General features: G+C 55.2%; 15 protein-coding genes. 3 read left to right on the forward strand and 12 right to left on the reverse strand.

Features of this window, described 5'->3' with window-relative positions:
- Positions 1–133 precede the first annotated feature (133 nt).
- A complete protein-coding gene (locus tag E0L21_RS08350) occupies positions 134–1339 on the forward strand; it encodes an MFS transporter (RefSeq protein ID WP_131408446.1) in 1206 nt (401 codons plus the stop codon).
- 36 nt (positions 1340–1375) lie between these two features.
- Here E0L21_RS08350 and E0L21_RS08355 read toward each other — a convergent pair whose 3' ends face one another.
- From E0L21_RS08355 to E0L21_RS08390, 8 genes are all read right to left on the reverse strand, one after another.
- On the reverse strand, positions 1376–2740 hold the full coding sequence (locus E0L21_RS08355) for an HlyD family type I secretion periplasmic adaptor subunit (protein WP_131408448.1): 1365 nt from the start codon (positions 2738–2740) through the stop codon (positions 1376–1378).
- Positions 2727–4913 (reverse strand): type I secretion system permease/ATPase, encoded by a 2187-nt coding sequence (locus E0L21_RS08360; protein WP_131408450.1) that lies wholly within the window; start codon positions 4911–4913, stop codon positions 2727–2729. The genes E0L21_RS08355 and E0L21_RS08360 overlap by 14 nt, the downstream gene beginning before the upstream one ends.
- Before the next feature lie 100 nt (positions 4914–5013).
- Positions 5014–6366, reverse strand: coding sequence for a TolC family outer membrane protein (locus E0L21_RS08365; RefSeq protein ID WP_131408452.1), 1353 nt, complete (start codon positions 6364–6366; stop codon positions 5014–5016).
- Between the two features lie 56 nt (positions 6367–6422).
- Positions 6423–11567: a hypothetical protein gene (locus E0L21_RS25100; protein ID WP_208430922.1), complete on the reverse strand. Its 5145-nt coding sequence runs from the start codon at positions 11565–11567 to the stop codon at positions 6423–6425.
- A 262-nt stretch (positions 11568–11829) separates the two neighbouring features.
- Positions 11830–12171, reverse strand: coding sequence for a tryptophan synthase subunit beta (locus tag E0L21_RS08375; RefSeq protein ID WP_131408454.1), 342 nt, complete (start codon positions 12169–12171; stop codon positions 11830–11832).
- Positions 12172–12209: 38 nt separating this feature from the next.
- Positions 12210–14150: a bifunctional diguanylate cyclase/phosphodiesterase gene (locus E0L21_RS08380; RefSeq protein WP_131408457.1), complete on the reverse strand. Its 1941-nt coding sequence runs from the start codon at positions 14148–14150 to the stop codon at positions 12210–12212.
- A 9-nt stretch (positions 14151–14159) separates the two neighbouring features.
- The gene (gene lapG, locus E0L21_RS08385; RefSeq protein ID WP_131408459.1) at positions 14160–14861 is read right to left on the reverse strand and encodes a cysteine protease LapG; all 702 of its coding nucleotides are present in this window, start codon (positions 14859–14861) and stop codon (positions 14160–14162) included.
- 25 nt (positions 14862–14886) lie between these two features.
- Positions 14887–16551: a Mur ligase gene (locus tag E0L21_RS08390; protein WP_131408461.1), complete on the reverse strand. Its 1665-nt coding sequence runs from the start codon at positions 16549–16551 to the stop codon at positions 14887–14889.
- Positions 16552–16663: 112 nt separating this feature from the next.
- Between E0L21_RS08390 and E0L21_RS08395 the strand changes: the two genes are divergently transcribed.
- Positions 16664–17545, forward strand: coding sequence for an alpha/beta hydrolase family protein (locus E0L21_RS08395; protein ID WP_235855208.1), 882 nt, complete (start codon positions 16664–16666; stop codon positions 17543–17545).
- Positions 17520–20855 (forward strand): CapA family protein, encoded by a 3336-nt coding sequence (locus E0L21_RS08400; protein ID WP_131408463.1) that lies wholly within the window; start codon positions 17520–17522, stop codon positions 20853–20855. The genes E0L21_RS08395 and E0L21_RS08400 overlap by 26 nt, the downstream gene beginning before the upstream one ends.
- Positions 20856–20942: 87 nt before the next feature.
- Here the strand turns inward: E0L21_RS08400 and E0L21_RS08405 are convergent, their stop codons facing one another.
- The 4 genes from E0L21_RS08405 to E0L21_RS08420 all read right to left on the reverse strand — a co-directional run bounded on the left by E0L21_RS08405 (position 20943) and on the right by E0L21_RS08420 (position 22652).
- Positions 20943–21215 carry a hypothetical protein gene (locus E0L21_RS08405; RefSeq protein ID WP_131408465.1) on the reverse strand — a complete coding sequence of 91 codons (273 nt, stop codon included), beginning with the start codon at positions 21213–21215 and terminating at the stop codon, positions 20943–20945.
- Positions 21216–21566: 351 nt separating this feature from the next.
- On the reverse strand, positions 21567–21839 hold the full coding sequence (locus tag E0L21_RS08410; RefSeq protein WP_131408467.1) for a GNAT family N-acetyltransferase: 273 nt from the start codon (positions 21837–21839) through the stop codon (positions 21567–21569).
- Positions 21840–21850: 11 nt separating this feature from the next.
- Positions 21851–22081, reverse strand: a complete 231-nt coding sequence (gene yjdI / locus E0L21_RS08415; protein ID WP_131408469.1) for a 4Fe-4S mono-cluster protein YjdI — start codon at positions 22079–22081, stop codon at positions 21851–21853.
- A gap of 76 nt (positions 22082–22157) precedes the next feature.
- On the reverse strand, positions 22158–22652 hold the full coding sequence (locus E0L21_RS08420; RefSeq protein ID WP_131408471.1) for an AAA family ATPase: 495 nt from the start codon (positions 22650–22652) through the stop codon (positions 22158–22160).
- Positions 22653–22806: the final 154 nt, after the last annotated feature.

Genomic DNA, 22806 nt, shown 5'->3' on the forward strand with positions numbered 1-22806 from the left:
AAGGGATGCTACGTTTATAGGTCTCTGAAATTCATCAGGCTCGCCAATGTAACGACACTCTCTCTGTGAACACACTTTTGCACCGTGCGCTGTATGCCGCACGCGGTTTTCTGTTTACTTGAGAATGTCGACAATGAACACATTATTGATGGTTCTGGTGCGCGCGCTGCGCCAGCACCGCTGGCTGTGCTTGTTTGGTAGTGCCTATCTTTTTTCCTCTATCGGCAATGGGTTAACACAAACCCTGATCCTCGGTCAGTTGTTACGCTGGCATGCCTCCCCGGCAACGCTCACGCTGAGCTATATGCTGGCCACACTACCCGGTTTTTTTGGCAGTTTATTGGGGGAATACGGTTGTCGGCGTGTCTCGCCGCTGCACTTATTATTGCTGTGTGAGCTGATTGGCCTCGCCGGGCTGCTTTTGCCGCTCTACGGCTTGCTGGCACACAGCATCCCCGCGCTGCTTGCTGTGCAATCGATCGAAGCATTTGCCGCCGGCTTATCCTGGCCTGCCATGAGTCTGGTTTTTAAACGTGGTTTAAGCGCAAACGAACTGCCTGCAGCGACCAGCATGGAAACCGTGATTTTCGCCTCTCAGGTGCTGCTTGGCGCAGGCGCTGGCGTTGTCCTCTTCGACCGGGTATCGCCGGTGACACTGCTTTCCATCGATGCCATCAGTTTTGTGTTCTCTACGGTGTTGCTATGCGCTACAGCACGCTACCTACCGCCGGTAAGCCATGAGAATCACCACAAAAAGGCCGAGCCCCTGCGCTGGCATCATTTACCGGTCATACAAAAACGCAGCTTGCTGTTGTTACCGGCGCTTGCCGCCGTCGGCGCGCCTGCAATGGCGCTGCTTCCGGCGCTGATACAACAAATGCGTCCCGCGGAAGCCACCGACCTTGCTCTGCCACTTATCTTTGCGCGCAGCCTGGGTCAGCTTTGTGGCCCGCTGCTGCTAAAGGCCGATAACCTCAAACGCTATGCCAGCCGCAACCGTTATCTGGTCGGCTGTTTACTGGCTTTTCTGGCGGCTTACTGTGTGCTGCCGGGTTTAACGTCCTATCCAAAAACCGCGCTGCTCATCATCTTTGCCGCGCATCTGGCGTCTAATATGGTCTTTGCGGTCGGGACATTCGGCCTGTTGCACAATTTCCATGCCGATGCCGTTTCCACCGCCACGGCAAAAGTATGGCGCTGGCAATCGTGCTGCGCCGCCGTAGCGACACTGATTGCCGCCTTACTGGCAGCAAAATGGGGCGCGGCGCAGGCGTTGTATACGGTTTCGTTCAGCACGCTGGCGCTGGTGATGATGGTGCTGCTGCGCTATCGCCGCTAACCACAAAGGGAGGCGGCAAAGGCCTCCCTTTCGCTGTCACCGTTCACGCAGCGCTTCCGCTTTGGCGCGCAATATTGGTTTGAGCAAGTAGTGCAGGATGGTGCGCTGGCCGGTAATAATGTCCACCGACGCCACCATGCCTGGAATGATTAACAGCGGTTTATCATCCGGGCCGAGATGGTTTTTATCCGTGCGCAAACGGATCACGTAAAAGCTGTTGCCGTCTTTGTCGGTCACCGTATCCGGGCTGATTTGCACCAGTTCGCCCGCCAGCCCGCCATAGATGGTGTAGTCATACGCGGAAAACTTCACAATCGCCTGCTGACCGGGGTGTAAAAAGGCAATATCCTGCGGGCGAATTTTCGCTTCTACCAGCAACCGGTCATCCAGCGGCACAATTTCTATCATATCGCTGCCGGGTTGGATCACCCCACCAATGGTGTTCACCATCAGTTGCTGCACAATCCCTCTGACCGGCGAGGTCACCATTGTACGGTTCACCCGATCTGCAATCGCTTTACCGGTCGCTTCCGCTTTACTCAGGTCAGTCCGCGCCTGGTTGAGTTGCGTCAAGGCGTCGCTGCGGTTGCCGTCCAGCGTTTCGTTAATTTTATTGGTGATCTCGTTCACCGCCGCGACAGCGCCAGGAACAGCAACCGTCATTGAATCCAGTTGCCCGCGCGTCTCCACTTCGGTGCGCCGTAAACGCAGCACTTCCACCCGGGAAATCGCCCCTTTGGCGATCAGCGGCTCAGAGAGATTAATCTCCTGCTGCAAAAGCCCAAGGCTCTGTTTGTACTGCGCCGCTTTGGTTTGCAGGTCGATAAGCTCCTGCTTTTTCTGCACCAGTTGCTCGTTCAGCCCGGCAATCGTGCTTTGTAGCTTGCTGTTAATGCTCAGGAACAGCGCCATTTCACCTTTGGCAATATCCGGTGCCTGCTGGATTATCTCCGGCGAGAGTTCCAGCGTCGTCGCGCCATTGACCTGCGCCGTTAAGCGTTCAATACGCGCCTGCAGTGCCATACGGTCGGCCTGGGTTTCCCCGGCGTTAGAGCGAAAACGGGTATCGTCGAGCCGAATCAGCGGCGCGCCAGCGTTCACCACTTCGCCTTCGTGAACATACACCTGGGCGACAATTCCCCCTTCCAGATTCTGAATTTTTTGCAGCCGTGAAGAGGGAATAGCCCGGCCTTCGCCCCGCGTCACTTCATCAATGTCGGCAAATGACGCCCAACCAACCATCAGGATAAAAAAGATAAAAATCGCCCACAGCGTAATGCGGATAACGCGCGGCGAGTCATCAAGCAACGCCTGATTCACTTCATTGATGGCCAGCGGCGACGTTTTTTTATCACCGAACAGCCAGCTCATCAGGCGGCTAAGCAGGTCAACGATTTGCATGGATTTGCCCCTTTTTCAGTGCGCTCATGACGCTCTCTTTCGGGCCATCGGCGATGATTTTGCCGTTATCGAGAATAATCAGACGCTCAACCAGGGAGAGTAACGAAGCACGATGCGTCACCAGCAGCAACGTCTTGTCGGCGACGACCGGGATCAGCGCCTTTTTGATCAGCTCCTCGCTGGTGTTATCCATCGAGCTTGTAGGTTCATCCATCAGCAAAATCGGCGGGTCAAGCAATAGCGCCCGCGCGAGCGTAACCGCCTGACGCTGACCGCCGGAGAGGTTCATTCCCCGCTCGCCAATACGCATGTTGTAGCCCGAAGGGTGGCGGCGGGCGAACTCATGCACGCCGGTGATCATCGCCACCCGCAGCATCGCCTCTTCGCCGACATAGCTTGCGCCATACAGCAGGTTTTCCCGCAATGAGCCGCTAAACAGGTGGATATCCTGCGGGGCGTAGCCAATGTTGTGGCGCAAATCGTGGACATCAATCTGCCGGGAATCGATATCATCAATCAGCACGCTACCGGCATCCGGCTGGTAAAATCCCACCAGCAGCTTCGCCAGCGAGCTTTTACCGGAACCGCTGCGGCCGATAATGCCGATTTTTTCGCCCGGTTTAATGGTCAGCGTAACGTTGTTCAACGAGGTGTATTGGTTGTTCGGATAACGAAAAGTCACATCGCGAAACTCCAGCGCCCCGGAGAGTTTCTCACGCCTGAGCGGAACGTCTTCGTCATGAATTTCCTGCTCCAGATCCAGCATGCGATCGACGGTGGCTTTGGTCATTTTTGCCCGCTGGTAACGGGTTATCAGGCTACAGAGTTGGCCCACCGGCATCATGGCGCGCCGGTGCAACAAATAGCAGGCTACCAGCCCGCCCATACTGAGCGAGCCACTGATAATGATGTAAACCCCGGCAACAATGATCGCCACGCCGCTCGCCTGTTGGATCCACGACGTGAAATTCACCGCCACAAAAGAGAGCGATTTCACTTTCATCTCCAGCTTGCTGAGCTGGCCAATAATCTGCTCCCACTGGTACTGGCGCTCGCTCTGCGCGTTATTCACTTTAATGGCGTCCAGCCCGGTGAGCGTCTCCACCAGCATCGCCTGGCGTTCGCTGGATAAGCGGTAAGTTTTCTGCACCTGCGACATCAGCGGGCGCTGGAGCAACCAGTTACCGATGAGTGCAATCGGGTAAGACACCAACGGAATAAACACCAGCGGGCCGCCGATAATGCCAATCACCAGCATAATCAGCAGCGTAAAGGGGAAATCAATCAACCCGGTCAGCGTCAGTGACGAGAGGAAATCCCGCACCGACTGGTACTCCTGAAAGTTCTGCGAAAAGCTGCCCACGCGGCTGGGACGCAGCTTCATTTTCATCCCCAGCAGACGTTCAAATAGCGCGGCGGAGACAATCAAGTCGGTCTTTTTACCGGCCAAATCCAGACACATGCCGCGCAGAGTCTTCAGAATAAAATCAAAGAAGTAGGCAATGGTAATGCCAATCGCCAGCACCCATAGCGTGGCCGTCGCCTGGTTGGGCACCACCCGGTCATACACATTCATCACAAACAGCGGTGCCGCCAGCGCAATAATATTGACCAGCAGACTGGCGATAACCGCATCGGCATAGAGGAACTTCGACAGCCGCAGCGTATCCTGGAACCAGTTTCGCGTGCGCGGGATCGTAGCCGTAGGCTGCGTATCAAATTCATGTTCCCGCTGGAGAAAAATCGTCGTGCCGCTATAACGCTCCGCCAACGCATCGCCCGTCAGCGTGATCTCCCCGCCTTCGGTTTCACTCGGTAATAACCGCGCTTGCTGCCCGTCCCAGCCAATCAGTACCGCAACCTGGTTGTTTTCCAGCAGTACTATCGCCGGCAGCGATATCGCCGAAATCGTCTCAAGCGAGCGCTGGAGCGTTCTGGCTTTCAACCCCGCCCGCTGCGCCGCACGCGGAAAAATGCTCAGCGTCAGTGAATGGTTTTTCAGCGGCAGCCCGGATGTCAGCGAGTAGCGCGTGGTGGCGATATTATGCAATTTGCACACGATCATCAGACAATCCAGCAGTGGATCATCATGCGTCTGCCGGGGATCGCTTCTGGCTACCTCCTCGTTAGAGGAAACCGGAAGCGCCTGAGTGTCATTATTCGTCGACGTCATAATCTGACCTTGCAGGTTCGCGGAATACCGCGATAGCGAAGACCCCAGAGGCGTTTTTCAGCGCTGTCGGCTGAAAGACCCCCAGCCCTGCCTGAACATGTTATTTGAGTTCAGGCAATTCCACTTTCGATGTGGGTGTGTCATCCAGCGGTTGTGCAGAAGAAGGCGGCTGGATATTAAGCGCTTTCAGCAACTCGCCGGTGCGCGCGTTAATGCGATACGTCGAAAACATCTCCGTGAACTGCATCTCCACATAGCGCTGCTGCGCGGTGAAGACTTCATTTTCACTGTCCAGCATATCCAGCAACGAGCGGTCGCCCAGGCTGAACTGCTCCTGATAAGCGCTGCGCACCGTCACACTGCGATCGGCATAATCTTTCGCAATAGGCACTTGTTTCTGGGCGTTTTGTAACGCGTTCCAGGCCAGGCGCAGCTCTTCGTTTAACTGGCGTAACGCGTTATTTCTGACATCCTGCGCTTCACGCATTTTGTAGGCATAAGAGGAGAGCGTGGCGCTGTCGCTGCCGCCGTTGTAGAGGTTGTAGCGCATGCGCAACATGGCCTGCCACTCCTGATTGTGGCCGCGCGTACCGTCAATGTTGTTATCCATGGTGCGTCCCACTTCCACATTTACGCTGGGGTAAAACCGCGACTTCGCCGCCTCATATTGCTGGCGCGTCGCTTCGACATCGGCAGCGGCTTGTTTTAATAACGGGCTGTTTTTCAACATCGACTGTCGGGCATCTTCCAGCGAAGCGGGAACCTTAAATTTCGCCGGTAGTGTGAGATCATCGGCTTCTTTCCCGGTCATGCTCTGGTAGTTCGCCAGCGAATCGTCCAGGTTGGTTTGCTCCGTCAACAGGTTGTTTCGCGCCTGCGCCAGGCGGGCTTCCGCCTGTTCATAATCGGCCTGGCGGCCTACGCCCTGCTCCGTGCGCAGCGTAATCTGATCGAATACCCGCTGGTGGTTTTTCAGGTTCTCTTCCGCCAGGGTAACCAGTTGCCGGCGCATCAGCACATCGAGGTAATACTGAATCGCTTGCAGCGCGGTGGTTTCGCTGGTGTCCAGCACCGTCCAGGCCCGGGAGTTCACCGTCGCGGTCTGGCGGGCAACTTCGTTGCGGGTGGCAAACCCGCTAAACAGATTTTGCGTCACCGTAATGCTCGATTCGCTGCGGTGTAAATTGCGCAGATGATCCCCAGCCGCACGCGTGGTGCTGTTATCCGATTGCTCCCAGCCGGTTCCCGCCGTGACATCCAGCGACGGCAAATATCCGCCTTTCGCCGCCCGCAGATCCTCATCCGCCGAATAACGCCGGTTAATAGACGCGCTGACTTCCGGGTGCCAGAGAATCGCCTCTTTCACCGCCTGCTCAAGCGTGGTGGCGTGCGCGCCGGTGATCAGCAGCAGCGGGAGGGAAATCCCCCATAACAGCGGCTTGCGAGATAACATGTTGGCCTCCTGCTGTGGCCTGTAACGCAGACAGACGTCTAAACAAACCGGCTCGGTTAACCACCAGAGTCGGCATCGGGTTTGGCAATTAAGTGATCCATATCGTCGTGCCCACCTTCGCCACCGCCGTGATCCTCTCCACCATCCGGCGGTTCCACCGGTGCGGGGTGATCGTTACCGGCGTCATGATCGGCGTGCCCGGCGTCCGGCGCGTGGCCTTTAACAAGGCTGCTGAGATCCTGGTGAGCATCGTCATCCTGGATGATGTCGCTGAAATTGACCGGCTCGTCATGACTGAGGCTGGGTGCGGATGCATCACTATTGGCATGCTCCGCGTCATGGTGCGAAGCGTCCTGGTGATCCCCTGCTTGATCCCCTCCATCATGGCGATCTGCATCCTGATGCTCCCAACCATAATGATTACCCTCATGATGATCCCCGCCGTGCTGGGCTGCGGAGCCGTGATGGGAAGCGTTACTGCTGTTTTCCTCCGATTCGCTGTCGTTCTCTTCACCCAACAAATTGTTCAGCGAGGCATCGTCCGCAACAACCGTCTGTCCCTGCGACTCGGCGCTTCCGGGTTCGAGATTGCCGAGCTGGAGGCTATCGTCCTCCACCAGCAACAGGGAATTGGCGCTCTCTTCGCCGGTTGAGTCAGTGGTGTGATCATCGGAGAGATCCTCAGCGTGCTGAGTGCTGTCCGCAGTGTGATCGGCACTTTGCGTATCTGCGTGGGAGGTCTCATCAATGGCGAGGCTGGTCGCTTCGATATGCGGCGTATCGGCTGGGCTGTCGGCCGTATGTTCCCCGGCGCTGGTGGTCTCCGTACCGCTCACCACCAGGCCCCCTTCTTCGCCATTCAAGGTAAAGTCCGTATCGTGGAGTTCGTCGGCGGTGGAGTTCACCTCAATAGAGACATCGCCAATTGTCGTTTGCCCCTCCGGCAACATCACCGAAATCTGCCCGTCATAATGGGACGAGTTGTCATCAAAGGTGAGCGTGTAAGTGCCGTGTTCACCGTCATAACTCACACTCATGTGGTCGCCGCTGAATTGTGCCCCTTCGGGCAGGCCGCTCAGCGTCAGTGAAGTCAGATGATCGCTGCTGTCGGAGCTTTCGAGGTTAACGTCCAGGTTCAGCGTGACCGATGTGGTCACATGGGTATCGCCGCCCAACGTTGACGACGGGCCATCGCCAAAGACAACACCTTCGATTCCGTTGGCATTACCGAAGGGGTGCGAGCCGTTTTCCGTGTTGGTGACCTGCAAATTATCGATGGAGTTATTCTGATGGTTCGCCGGGTGATCAACGCCCGAAACAGAGTAGTTCGCGCTGTCGCCGGTGACAAAAATGTAATCTTTGCCAGTCTCACCTTCTGGCACGCCCTGATTGCCGGTGATGCCATTCACCGGTCTGAAATCATAGTGATCGTTGGACCAATCCCCTTGCTGGTAGTACCCGCCGGTATGATCGCCGACGACAAAAATATCCGTACTGCCCGCGGAACTGCCGCTGGCATTGGCATTGCCGTGACTGTCGTAATAGTGAATCTGATTGGGGTTACTGCATTCGGGGACATGATCGCCCTGGGTCGCACCGTCCGGGCTGTCTGGCGTAAGCCAAATCTGCACGTTATCGCCAATAGCAACGATGACGCCGTTCTGGATGTCATAACCGTTAGGATCCCCACTGCCGCCATTGATGTGAAGGATATTGTCGTCAGACGTCTCCGGCGTATTAGCCCCCGGCGTTAAGGTCACAGTCAAATGCACATCAGAACTTTTGTTGGCGTCGGCGTCGGCGTCAGAGTCGGCATCGGCGTCTGCATCGGCGTCTGAATCATGAGTATCGACGTCCGTATCTGAATCGGCATCCGCATCTGCGTCTGAATCAGTGTCCGCATCCGCGTCGGCATCCGTATCTGAATCAGCATCGGTATCGGCATCAGCGTCCGAATCTGCATCTGTATCTGCATCTGAATCGGTATCTGCGTCGGCATCGGTATCTGAATCGGCATCTGCGTCGGCGTCCGCATCAGCATCGGCGTCGGCGTCGGCGTCGGCGTCGGCGTCGGCGTCGGCGTCGGCATCAGTATCCGCATCGGCGTCGGTATCTGCATCTGCATCCGCATCCGCATCTGCATCTGCATCTGCATCTGCATCGGCGTCTGTATCAGCATCTGCGTCGGTATCCGTATCGGCGTCTGCGTCTGTATCAGCGTCCGCATCAGTATCCGCATCGGCATCTGCGTCGGTATCGGCATCCGCATCCGAATCTGCATCTGCATCTGCATCTGCATCCGTATCCGCATCGGCATCGGTATCCGCATCTGCGTCGGTATCGGCATCTGCATCGGCGTCAGAATCAGCATCAGCGTCCGTATCCGCATCCGAATCTGCGTCTGAATCAGTGTCGGCATCGGCATCCGAATCTGCATCGGCGTCTGCGTCGGCATCCGTATCTGCGTCTGCATCCGAATCATGAGTATCGGTATCTGCATCTGCGTCGGTATCTGCGTCTGCATCGGCATCCGTATCCGCGTCGGCGTCCGCATCAGTATCAGCGTCGGCATCTGAGTCGGCATCAGCGTCCGAATCAGCATCTGCGTCGGTATCTGAATCCGCGTCGGCATCTGCATCTGCGTCTGAATCGGCGTCGGCATCTGCATCTGCGTCTGAATCGGCGTCGGCGTCCGCATCAGTATCAGTATCAGCGTCTGCATCGGAGTCGGTATCAGTGTCAGTGTCTGCATCTGAGTCGGCATCAGCATCGGCGTCGGCATCAGCATCGGCGTCCGCATCAGCATCGGCATCTGCGTCTGAGTCGGCGTCGGCGTCCGCATCAGTATCAGCGTCTGCATCGGAGTCAGTATCAGTGTCAGTGTCTGCATCTGAGTCGGCGTCAGTGTCCGCGTCGGTATCTGCATCTGAGTCGGCATCAGTGTCAGCGTCTGCATCTGAGTCGGCATCAGCATCCGCATCTGAATCCGTATCAGTGTCGGCGTCTGCATCAGCATCAGCATCTGCATCTGAATCCGTATCAGCGTCGGCATCGGCATCTGCGTCTGAGTCGGCATCAGCATCCGAATCTGCGTCGGTATCGGTATCGGTATCGGTGTCGGTGTCAGTATCTGCATCCGCGTCAGTATCTGAATCCGTATCTGCATCTGAGTCCGCGTCGGCGTCAGTGTCCGCGTCCGAATCTGCATCTGTATCTGAGTCGGCATCAGTGTCAGCGTCTGCATCTGAGTCGGTATCTGTATCAGCGTCCGAATCAGCATCTGCGTCGGCATCCGCATCTGAATCCGTATCAGCATCTGCGTCGGCATCCGCATCTGAATCCGTATCAGTGTCGGCGTCTGCATCGGAGTCGGTATCAGTGTCTGCATCCGAATCTGCATCGGTATCAGTGTCTGCATCCGAATCTGCATCGGTATCTGCGTCTGCATCTGCATCCGTATCCGTATCCGCGTCGGCATCCGAATCTGCATCTGCGTCGGTATCTGAATCCGCGTCGGCATCTGCATCTGCGTCTGCATCAGTGTCCGCGTCCGCGTCCGAATCAGCATCAGCATCAGCATCAGCATCAGCATCAGCATCAGCGTCGGCATCCGTATCCGCGTCGGTATCGGTATCCGAATCTGCGTCCGCGTCTGCATCAGAATCGGCATCCGCGTCGGCATCCGTATCGGCATCTGCATCTGCATCTGCATCTGCGTCGGCATCGGCATCGGCATCAGTATCTGCATCTGCGTCGGCATCGGCGTCTGTATCGGCATCCGCGTCGGTGTCCGCGTCTGCATCAGTGTCTGAATCGGCATCCGTGTCAGTATCTGCATCCACATCCGCATCTGCATCTGCATCTGCATCTACATCGGCGTCGGCGTCGGCGTCGGCGTCGGCGTCGGCGTCAGTATCCGAATCTGTGTCGGCATCTGCATCCGAATCGGCATCAGAATCCGCATCAGCGTCGGTATCCGCGTCCGCATCCGCATCGGCGTCGGCGTCGGCGTCGGCATCGGCATCCGCATCGGAGTCGGTATCAGTGTCCGTATCTGCATCCGAATCCGCGTCTGAGTCGGTATCAGCATCGGCATCGGCATCCGTATCTGCATCTGAGTCGGTATCAGCATCGGCATCTGCGTCGGCGTCCGAATCAGCATCAGCGTCGGCATCCGTATCTGAATCGGTATCTGCGTCTGCGTCTGCATCTGCATCTGCATCAGTGTCCGCGTCCGAATCAGCATCAGCGTCGGCATCCGTATCTGAATCGGTATCTGCGTCTGCATCTGCATCTGCATCAGTGTCCGCGTCCGAATCAGCATCAGCGTCGGCATCCGCATCGGAGTCGGTATCAGTGTCCGTATCTGCATCCGAATCCGCGTCGGCGTCTACATCGGCGTCCGCGTCAGCATCTGCATCTGCATCTGCGTCTGAATCAGTGTCCGCATCAGCATCCGTATCTGAATCGGCATCAGTATCTGAATCGGCGTCGGCGTCCGCATCAGTATCAGTATCAGTATCAGTATCAGTATCAGCGTCGGCGTCTGAATCATGAGTATCAACGTCCGTATCTGAATCGGCATCTGCATCTGAGTCGGTATCAGTATCAGCATCCGAATCAGCATCTGCATCTGCATCTGCATCTGAGTCAACATCCGAGTCAACATCTGCATCAGCATCAGAATCCAAACCAGTCAGCGCGTTATTTTCAGCGGGGGTAAAAAAAGAGGGTTCATCACGCCGGTCATCGTCCGGGGTTTCAAGACCGGTCGTGGGGTAACCCGCGGTGGGATCGAGGATCTCGGCGGTAAGATCAACGGTAACATTCGTGTGGCCGCCACCATCGGGGGTGCCGGGTTGATCAGCGGCAGGCTGCTGGGGACCCGCCGCCGGGGCTTCAAGGATTTGCGTCGGGTCTTGCCCTGCGGCAATGGCCTGTTGCGCAGCTTCAACGTCGCTTTGCTGTGCTTCCGTCCCGGTAGTTAAAGCGTAACCGGTGCTATCCCAGTGGCTGTCGCGGCCCAGATCGAGGGTTTTTCCATCAGGCAATAAAATAGAGATAGCGCCTGCGGCACCCGTGTCGATCTGATCGCCATCCTGGAGGGTATCGCCTTCGACTAAAAGATGCCTGCTCCCGTCAGGAGAGGTTGCGAAGACTTGTCCTATTACCGCTTTAATTATCCCGGCAACGCCACTCATGATGTGTGCCTCTGATAAATTGCCATCTTCCCTGCCGACGGGAAGTGGCATAAACCTGCAAAAGGAATATTTTCAATGCACTAGCAATAACGGATTAATTCATCACACAGTGGTTCGCAGAATAATAAGAACGCGCGGTGAGAAACTTCGAGGATTCGCTAAAATAAACAGTAATATATATATGACGGGCAATATTAAATATCAGAAGATTCACAATACTAAGGTTATATTTTTAATCACATTTAATTTTTTCCGCATAAAATCAAAAAATACCCTCATCTTCGTCATCAATTAAGCGTTCCAGCCCACTTAACGTCAAACGCGCCTGTGTGCGGTTTATCAGCTTGCTTTGCGCCGCCTGCGGCAGGTCGGTAATGCTGATAACACCTTTACTCATTAACACGTCGATAAGATCTTCCAGTACGCGAACCATCTCCAGATCGCTCTGCTGAAGCCGCTGGAGCGTGGCTTCGCGCATCGACTGGACACGTAACCATTCGGTGACTTCCTCGCTATCTTCTTCATATTGCTCAACCATACCGGCAAAAGGCGTCGACTCAACCCGCGTAATTCGCCCTTCAGCGTCACGTTCAATGTAGTGCATGATTACACCCCCCTTGCTATACAGGATCGCCTAAATTATTAATTTGCTAATGATGAAGGATCGCCAAAATAACGCCCCATGGCACCATAAATCCCTATTTTATTGAGTATTGCTAATTCTTCTGAGGTTTCCACTTGTTCTGCAATAAGTGGCAGATTAATTTGTCTGGCAGCCCAATACATGGCCTCAATAAAAAAGTGTTTATCTTCTTCTGTATCAATATGGTGAATATAGCTGCCATCTATTTTTATCCAGGCTAATCCCCACTGTGGCAAATTACCAATCAGATGAAAACGCCCGCCAAAATGCTGAATCCCTAACCGGCACCCGACCTCATTTAGTTTATTGACCACGACGCTGACGCGTTCCGGGTCCGGCAGTTCATTTTCATCCAGCTCCAGCGTCAGCCGTTTTGCCAGCCGCGGTTCGTTTTTTAAAAGTTGAAGTAAAACCGCCAGATTTTCATCGCTGGCGACACTCTCACCACTAATACTGAGCGCCAGCATCAGAGGCGAAGCGCTCATAAACCGGAGCGTCTGTTTCAGCATTACCGCGTCCATACGCGCGCTTAACGAAAAACGCAGAAACCAGGGCATAAAGCGCCCGGCCGGGATCATCTCCCCCTCTTCGGTTTTGATACGCGCCAGAATTTTGTGATGCAACACCTGGCGCGAGCTGTCACAAGTCACTACCGGCTGCGCAAACAGGACAAAATTTTCCGTCAGCAGCACGTTTTCCAGCCGGGTAAGCCAACGGTGATGATCGTCATGGTCACCCGCCAGGTTCACGCCGGGGTGTAACGCATAATGGATGTTCGTTTCCGCAGCCGTTAGCGCCTGATCGGCTTGCGCCATAATATTTTGCGGCGTGTCACCAGGCTGGAAAGCCACGCTGGCTAAATAGGCCAGCGGCGACCGATCGCTCATCCCGGTTTTGTAGAGCGCATTCACACGTGCCGTTAGCGCGTTCATTAGCGCCTGGTGTTCCTGTGGCACCATGTCAGCAGTAACAATGGCGAACTCACCGCCACGAATACGGGCAACAAATCCATCATGATGCAGGTGAAGTTGCTTTGTTTCGCGCAAAATCGCCGCTATCTCCTGCAACAACGCATCGGTCTTTTCGCCACCCATGCGCAGGTTAAGCCCGGCTAAATCGCGCACACGCAGCAGGATCACATAGCCGAAAGCCATTTCGTCATCGCGCAGAACAGACTGCAAATGGATGTCGAACGCACGGCGGTTATTCAACGCGGTCAGGCTGTCGTGGTAAGCAGCTTCACGCAGCGCAACGGTACGCTGCGCCTGTTCGCTAAACAGGGTTTGCAGTTGTGAAACCATCATATTGCTGGCTTCCACCACGCGCTTGAGCTCCGGCGTTTTTGGCACATTCGGAACGTGTCGGAACTCGCGGCGGGTGATAGACGCCGCCTGCACGGCAATATGATCTAACGGTCGCAGACTCCGGCGCAGCAGCAGCATGGCGCAGACAAGACACAGCAGGCTACAACCGGTGAGCCACAGGAAACTGGCTACCATACTTTGCCACAGGCGCATCAGCGCAAACATCGGGTGGCTCACCACTTCAACGCGCGCCGCCTGGATCCAGCCGCGCATGATGATCGCTTCGCCCACGCCGGGTTTCAGGTGCACCAGGTGTTCAAACCATTGCGGAACATTACCGTTCTGCGGGTCGCTTTGCCGTTCGATTAATGGCTTATCGCTGTTCACATCCACGACGCGGATACTATAAAAATATCCGCTGTCGAAAATGGCGTTCACCATCAATTCGATCATCGCCGGATCGTCAATATTACCGGTTAACGAAACACCCAACGCCGTGGCGGCATCCTGAGAGTGAGCGCCCAATTGAGCGCTGTACTGTTCACGCGAACTGTCCAGCGTAATAAAAAAATTGCCACAAAAAAGCACGAGCGTGAACAGACAGATGCCGAGCAGTAACTGTTTATACAGAGACATGGCTGCGTCCTATTCGTTAATAACAAACCCTTCCGCACGCATGCGGGTGAGAAGATCCTGCCAGCGGGAAAGCCGCTTGCTGTCGCCGACACGTTTATTGCCGCCCGCCTGCGGTAGCCACAAACCTTCGCCATTGAAGGCATACACGGGCAGCAGATCGGGGCGCTGCGTAGCGGGTAAAATCGCGTTTTTCAGGATATCGAGCACCAGTGGGATCGCGTCCGGCGTGGCGTACCATGTCACGACCATATGCGCCTGATTTAACTGCAACGCTTTGACATAAGTGATGCGTAGCTGACTGGCCGGGATGCCTAATTCGCGCAACGTGAAATATTTCGCCAGCGCGAAATCTTCACAATCGCCCGCGCCTTTGCGCAGAAACTCTATCGGCGTAGCCCAGTAATCTTTCGCTCCCCAGACCAGCGTATCGTCGCGAAACGCCATGCGCTGATTAAAAAATTGATTCACGCGCTCCAGCTTTTGCAGGGTGGTTTCCTGCGGCGGGTTATTCACTAACGCGGCCCATTGATCGATTCGCTGCTGCGCTGCAGGGGTTGATGCGCCGTACAATTGCCGGGTTTTGGTGCTGATGGCGTTGAAATCCCACCCGGCCCCAAGCCCAGGAGCAATAACCAACAACACCAGTAGCCAGCATGAAAACCACCGTTGTCGACAGAAGCCTGTAAGTGTTGCGCCAGCGCGCCTGTTCATGTGTTACGGCTCCAGGAGTAGCGTGCTAACGAGTATAGTCCGACCGCTGTTGCAGCCACGCCTTACGATATGCGATATACCCGGAAAGATAATGTTCAACGTCGTCGATCCGGACACGGTAACTGTGATGGCGAATAAAAAAGCTGCCGACAATGCGCGCCGGGTTTTTGAAAAACATCGCCAGCTCCGGCCAGAAAAAACCGTTGGTCAGGTAACGGGCGCGGGTTTCCAGCGCCAGGTTAAAACGCGCCAGATCAAAACCGTCAAGCAAATCACGGTGTTCAGATCCAGCAAGCCTTTCGATCATCTGTGCGGCCGCCATCATTAGCTCCAGCAGCGTTGGGTAGGTTGTCACCCGGTTAAGGACAAAATCAAGGTGGTCGCGCACATTGTCGAGGCCAAACTGGTAATAACGTCTGCGCGGTTGATAGCGCGTCAGCTCATTGACACAGTACCCTAACCAGTGATCATGCGCCTGCCAGTGTTGCCGGGCGATAAAATCTTCCAGCGCACGTTCAACACAGGCAAGCCAGCGCGGTTCCTGAGTGATGCGGTACAAACGCATCAACGCAAACGCCGCTTCGCCGTCATAGTAAATAATACGCTGCGCCGCTTTCACCGAGAGATCGGCGGCATGCAGTACGTGTACAAATCCACCGCTTTGCGCGTCCTGCATCGAGGCAATGCCATTTGCCAGCCGGTTCATTTGCGCAATGTCGCGATCGCTGCCCGTCAGTGCGTGGTATTTCGCCATTGCCAGAATACACACCGCGTTACCGCCAAGTTTGATTTCATCGCCGGTATCAACCAGAAAATCCGCTTCGCTGCCGTCCGGCAACGTGTAGCGGCGAATCAGCTCGCTGCTCAGGTACGCCAGCGCGCGTTCAATGGCCTGCCACTGTTTTTCGTTGCGTGTCACTTCCCACCCTTCCAGCAACGCATAGGTTGAACTGGCGTGGCGTAACGCGTTGTAGGTGGGAATGGCGCGGTCAAAGCAGGGAAACCAGCCATAGTCATACCGCCCGGAAGGCGTGACCTGCCGCGCCAGGTAATCGCTCGCCGAGAAGATCATCGGTTCCAGTTGCTCCTGCCAGTGTGCAAGCTGACGATAACCGGCGTTGCGCCCGGCAAACTCGACAGGCCATGTCGTCGTCCCGTCGCAAAACCAGGCGCGCGTGGTGAAACGCCAAATCGGCTGCTCCGCCGTTTGCGGCCACTCAATGCGCGCGCCAAAACGTCTGCGGGAAAAATGCGCCAGATTGTTAGCATTCGGCGTGGCAACCCCTTGTGTACCGTCATACAACAAGGCGTTAGCGGCAATCTCCTGCTCCAGCGCTGCGTAGTGAAACGCGGCATCAAAACTCAGCCCGTAACGGAAGTAATTGCGCTTGGTTGCCTTTAGTTTTTCCACCAGCTCGGCCCAGCGTAGTGCTTCAACCCGGTCGACAATATCAACACGCAGCCAACAGGCCTCAGCAGTATGCTTTTGCTGCCAGTGTTGCAGCGCCTGCGCCCCATTTTTCCAGGCTTCACCAAAACTGGCACCGCGCGCCTGGCGGGTATACGCGCGCGTTTTACCGTCGCAGACGCTAAAAAAAATGACCCAGCCAGGCAGCGGTTCGGAAAGCGGGCTACGATCCAACTGTTCGGCAGCGTGGCGTAGCTGCAAAAGCAGATGACTGAGTGACATGTTGGCTCCTTCAGATCAGCGACATCCCGGCAGACAGATTCTCTCATCAGAATAATCGCTGATTACAGAACCGCACATTCGGTTGATCAATCCTGTGACCGTGGGGCTGGCAATGTCGGTGATATTACGCATAGGTATGCTCTTTTTTTCTCTGCTGGTGCTGCTTGCCCACGCGGATGCGCCCCTGCTGTGGAATCAAAAAGCCGTGGCGGAAAATTGCCCGTCGACAGCGGATCAACTGTGGGTGGAGTACGACGGCGGTAAGGCGTGTATGCGCTATTTTTCGGCCGGCGTTTTGCAAAATGCGCCGATCGTGGTAGTGGTTTTCAGCGGCGATCGCGAAACGTTTATCAAGCGCGCGCCGCAAAACATTCCTGCCAATACCGCCACGGCGCAGCGCAGGCAGGCGCAAAAGCTCGCGCTAAAGACAAAACTGCCGGTGGTGATTGTCGCTCGTCCAGGCACTTACGGCTCCAGTGGTAATCACTATCGCCGACGGCAGCCGGAAGAGTTCAACGCGCTGAATGCCACGCTGGATTCGCTACGCGCTCGCTACCACATTCAACAATTTATCCTGACCGGCCACAGCGGCGGCGCGACAGCAGCATCGGCATTGCTCACGCTCGGTCGCCGCGATATTCGCTGCGCCATTCTCACTTCGGGTGCCTGGGATCTGCTTAACCGCGCAGAGACGTTACGTCAGGCACGTGGCGAAAAAAGCAATGAGAACAAAGATGTCACCGGGCTGGCGGCACCTTACGATCCGCTGTATCACCTTGACGGCATCATGCCGGACTCGCAGCGTCTGATCGTGGTGATCGGCAATCTGCTCGACAGCAACACTCCTTTTGAACTTCAGGTGAAATTTGCGCGGGCATTACGCGAAAAAGGGCATCGCGTTATGTTGGTTGAATCCCCTGCGTATCCACCTGAGTATCACAATCTGCAAGGCAATCCGGGTATCCGCTATGTCAACAGATGCGCAAATCACTAACAGGCGGCAGCGCGGCTGGCGCAGCGCCGAACTGGAGGCATTACTGGGCGTCAAATGGCGTGTCGCACCGCCACCAGGCTGGCGGGCGGAGAACATCGCGCTCACGCTCTACGATAAACAAAACGAGTATGGGCAGTGTTTGTTTATCGCTATGGACGAAAAGACCTGGCACCAGGGTTCAGGAAACCGGGGCATTTATGCCGGCTGGCAGGATACACATGATGTGTTAACGAAACGCTACCGCCATTTTTGTGGCGCGATTGTTCAACGTTACCTCCCTGATCTCCCGCAGGATTTTCCGCAACTGGTGGTGGAAAACAGTTACAACGTCTTGCCGCTGCTCGCCGATGAAGCCCGCCGCCGGATGAACGGCAAAATCATCGCCATCACCGGTACGGTGGGGAAATCCTCCACTAAAGATCTGTTGCATATGCTGCTGGCGGCAGAAGGCACCACGGTGAGCACGCAGGGCAATCACAACACACGCACAGGCACCCTGGTCAGCCTTGCCCGCTGCATTACCGACCCGGCTTACGTGGCGCTGGAAGTGGCGATTTCCGCGCTCTGGATGCGCACCGGCGGCGTGGGGCCACGCATCAAACCGCATATCGTGGTGATCACCGAAATAGGCATGACTCAGGTTGGGCGCGACGTGCAAACGCCGCGTGATACCGCGCGTTTTAAAGTACGGCTGTGCGACGGTATTCTGCCGGGCGGCTACGCGATAATTAACCGCGATATGGATGAGTATGCGTTCGTGTATCAGGAAGCACTCCGTTACGGCGCGCGCGTGGTGAGCTACGGTTTTCACCCGCAGGCTGACGTGCGCATTGTCGACTATCAGCCCGCGCCTGACCACACTGGCCTGAGCATTCTGCTGCACGGCGCGCCCCTTCACTGCCGGCTCAATACGCCAGGCAAAGGCATGGCGGGAAACGCCGTGGCGGCACTGATTACGCTGGATTTACTCGGTCTTGATACGCACCAGGCGGCCCAACGGCTGGCGGATTTTCGCAATAAACCCGGCAAATTGCAGACGTCACAACTTCCTTTGCCCGAGGGGGGCAGCGCGACGCTCATTGACGATAACTACAATGCGACACTGATTTCGATGCGCAATGCCATTGCCGTCGCCGCACTTTACCCCCTTGCGCCCGGCCAGCGGCGCATCGCCGTGCTTGGGCGGTTGGCAACCCTTGGCGAGAGAGCTAAAGAGAGTCACATCGCGCTGGCAAAACCGCTACTCGATGCGGGGTTTGATACTGTCTGGCTGCACGGTGAGGAAATGCAGTATCTCAACGATGTGTTGCCCGCCGGGCGGGTTGGCGGCCATTTTTCGCAGATTGATGCCCTGGCGGATGCGGTAATGGCAAACCTCAAGGCGGGGGATATCGTGCTGGTGAAAGGCAGCGTCAGCGACTCCGATTTTCACCGTATTGTCGGGCTGATGAAAACCTTCTCTCAGCGCCGCGCCCCGACGTTAAAGCCGGATCAAACCGCCACCCTGCTTATGAATCTCACAACCGGCGAGCAGCAAGAGTTACGCCACGCCCAGGCCACGTTAGCGCCGCGCAACCTTAGCCATTTATTACTGGCAACGTGGCTGGCAACCCGGGTGAAGGATAAAACTTTACGGCTTGAAGAGACGGTGGCTGCAAGCGAGGTTGCTAAAAACATTGTGCAAAATGGCGCGACACTGGGGCTGAATACCGGGCAGCAGGTCAGTGTGAAAACGCTGGTACAGGGGTTACTCATCCACAATGCCAGAGACGCCGCCGTCAACCTGGCGCGCCTTCTGAGCATAGATGCGGTTCGCTTAAATAACCATGCCCGGACAATTGGCCTGACACATACGCATATCAACAATGTGTCGGGCCGTCTGCGGCAAGGGCAACAAACCTCATTGCACGATATCGCAACGCTGCTAAACCACTTCTACCAACGCTTTCCCCATTTGCTGCACTGGTTTGGCGAAAGCGAAATGGTGCTGGCAGGACGCCGCTATCGTAAAGCCGGCAATATTCAGGCCGACGGCCGGGCCAGCTACAGTTATAGCGCTGGCGGCGCGCCATGCTGGGGGTTTGCACTGCAACGCAGCAATAACCAACTTTGGCTGGCGTGCGCCGCAGGCGCGGTGGACGCCTTTCATCTCGATTATCTGTTGGATGGATTGCTGGCAAAAGCCGAGGGCATAGCAGACGAACCATCGCCTGAAATACCGCAGGTGAACCTGGCGAAAACCTGCGCCACGGTGACCCTGCTGGGCGATACCTATTTTGGCGAGTGGTATAGCGCACGGCGGCAGCGAAAAGGCGTGGATGATGCCTTGCAACGTTATGGTTATGACCACAGTTTTCAATGTCTTACCCCAATGCTGGCGGGAAGCGATTTGACGATTGCCAATATGGAAGCGGCGCTGGCGCCAACCGCGGATATCAATCTTATCGGTCGTAAACCGTTTTGCCTGACGGGCGATCCGGCCGCGACAACGGCAGCCCTGAAACGCCACGGCGTCCATGCCGTAACGCTGGCAAACAACCATGCACTGGATGCCGGGACTGCCGGGCTTGCCACAACGCTGGCGGCGTTTCGCCAACAGGGAATGATCACCTTCGGTGCCGGCATGAATGCGCGACAAGCAGAGGCGCCGCTGTTACTGACCGTGGGCGGCAAGCGGTTTATGTTTTATAGCGCCTACTGGTTTCGCCGCTATATGGAGCAAGATTGCGCCTATTACGCCCAGCCGCGTCGCGCCGGGGTAGCGTGTATAAGCGGTGGACTTATCGAGCAATTGCGCCGTGAAAAAGCGCATGAAGACCCCGCCACACTTATCGTGCTGGCGCACTGGGGGCTGGATTATCAATGGACGGTTGCTCAACAACGCCAGTTAGCCGAACAGTTGGTCCGCGCGGGTGCCGACCTGATTATCGGCGCGGGCGCGCACATGGCAGGCGATATGGAACGCGTTGGCGAAAGCTGGGTAATTTACAGCCTGGGAAACGCGGTTTTTAACAGCAACGGTGAATACCAGGCGCGTAATGTCCTGCCCTATAGTCTGGTGGCAATCCTGCAATTAGGCGGCAAGCAGCCAACGCTGACGCTGCAACCGATCTTTTCCGATAACCTGCAAACGTTCTGGCAACCGAGAGCGATTAACGCGCATGAATTCAGCGACTTCGTGGCTTTTTTACGTGAACAAGGCGTCATTCTGGCAGCGCAGCCATCAGATAACAGTGCGTGGATAAAGTGTACAGGCAACGCGCCGCAGGCCATTGTCTTTCCGCTGGATAAACGGTTTGGCGAAGCCTGAGCGTTACCTGTATTTCGCTCCCTGCGACTTCGCTATACAGGGAACGGATGGGTAAGTTAATACGGTTTTGCAAAAACCATGGCGCGGTCAGTGAACTGACTGTGTGTTCTTCTGCTCATCAAGGGTAAAGAACGACACGACATCCGCCAGTTGCTGCGCGTACTGATCCATGCTTTTCGCGATCCCCGCCAACTGCTCGACCAGCGGCGCATTTTTAGCTTCCGGCGTCAGGTCATCAAGCCGCAAACGCGCGCTCGTCTGAGCAAGCGAATCATATTGATAAAACCCCAGCGCGAAGCCCGCCACGCTCTCTTTAATATTGTTCAGCGCAAACAACGAGTAACCCGAAATAAATAACAAACAAAAGCAATCTCGCAAGGAAATACAACGGTATGTTTTAATCTTTCTTTACAGACATACCACATCCTTAATTCATCAAATAATGTTCTATTTAGTTTGACAGAAAATAAAGCACACGGAAAAACGCATGCTGCGACGATAAACGCAGCCAGCGCACAATGGGTTTTTCATAGTTATTAGCAACGAAACACGTACACCTTCACCAATAAGGAAACAAGCATCTTGCTAAAAATGGATAAATTCTGAAATTGTGAATTAATAAAGCAAGAAAACCAAAAGCTATTTACTGGATTGCACGGCAATAATTAATGAAATTGTTAAAAAAAATACCGGCACTGCCGGTATTAGTATTTACGCACGGATATCGTCATATTCGCGTGTGTTGTCAAATTCGTGTTTGGCAAAGGGGCACAACGGGATGACTTTACGGTTTTCCGCACGCATCTTTTCCACCACACGTGCAACCAGTTGCTTGCCTACGCCTTGCCCTTTAAGGCTTGGGTCCACATCCGTATGTTCAATAATGCTTAAATGCTCCCCGGTGGGAACGAAGACGATTTCGGCAACCTGCGTTCCCTGGGCGTCATTCACGTAAAACTTGTTGTGGCCTTCCAGAATTTCCATGATTTTCTCACTTAATTGTGGCGGTACTTCAGCGCACCGCTCGGGCAGGTATCAATGACTTTCACCACCGTTCCGACATCCACTTCGTCAGGAATGATCCACGGTTTGCGTTTCAGATTAAAAAGCTTTGCGCTCCCACGCACGCAGTTTCCCGCATGCTGACAGACCGCCGTATTGAAATAAACGTCAATCTTTTCACCTGTATAGACGCGGTAACCCGCGTCCAGCAGTTCCTTATCCATGACATTGCCCCTGTTCTTTTTGGTGTTGGAAAAGTAAGCATAGCCGCTCTACTTTTACGCACCCTTTGGCGTTTTATCAATAACGAACGATATGAAACCCTTCTTGTTCAGTCGGTTCGACAAAGTAACGGGTAATTAGCGCAAACTGCTCGTCGGTGGCGGCAAAATCATGGTCGCCTGCGGCATTTCGCTGGCGTAAACGCGCTTTGCAAACCTCATCGCTAACCCGCAGATAATGCAACAAATGCGGCGCACCGGATTCGTTAACGATAGACATCATCCACTGGCGGCTGGCCAGCGTATTGGCAGGAAAGTCGAGAACCACATTGACACCTGCACGCAGCAGCGCGATGGCGTGCGGCTTAATGGCGGATTTTAATTTGGCCGAGTAGAAAACGTAATCCTCAACGGTGGTCATCGCATCCTTAAATAACAGCGACAACCAACTATCTTCGCTCAGCACCACCGTAAACGGCGTTTTTGCCAGCTCGCTGGCAAGCGTCGATTTACCCGATGCGATTTTGCCGCACAGAAGATGGAGTGTTGCAGGAGAAGCAGAACAAACATTCATAAAATGACCTCGCAGATTGCTGCCAGCAAGGCCCCGCCGTGCTGGCGGGAAAATGGACAAACGTTATCCCACCGGTCGATTGACGGTGCGAATAATGCTCGCAATAGATAAATGGGGTGAATATTTAACAGTCATGTTGGCAACGTAGCAACAA

This window comes from Kosakonia quasisacchari (genome assembly GCF_004331415.1).
GTDB lineage: Bacteria > Pseudomonadota > Gammaproteobacteria > Enterobacterales > Enterobacteriaceae > Kosakonia > Kosakonia quasisacchari.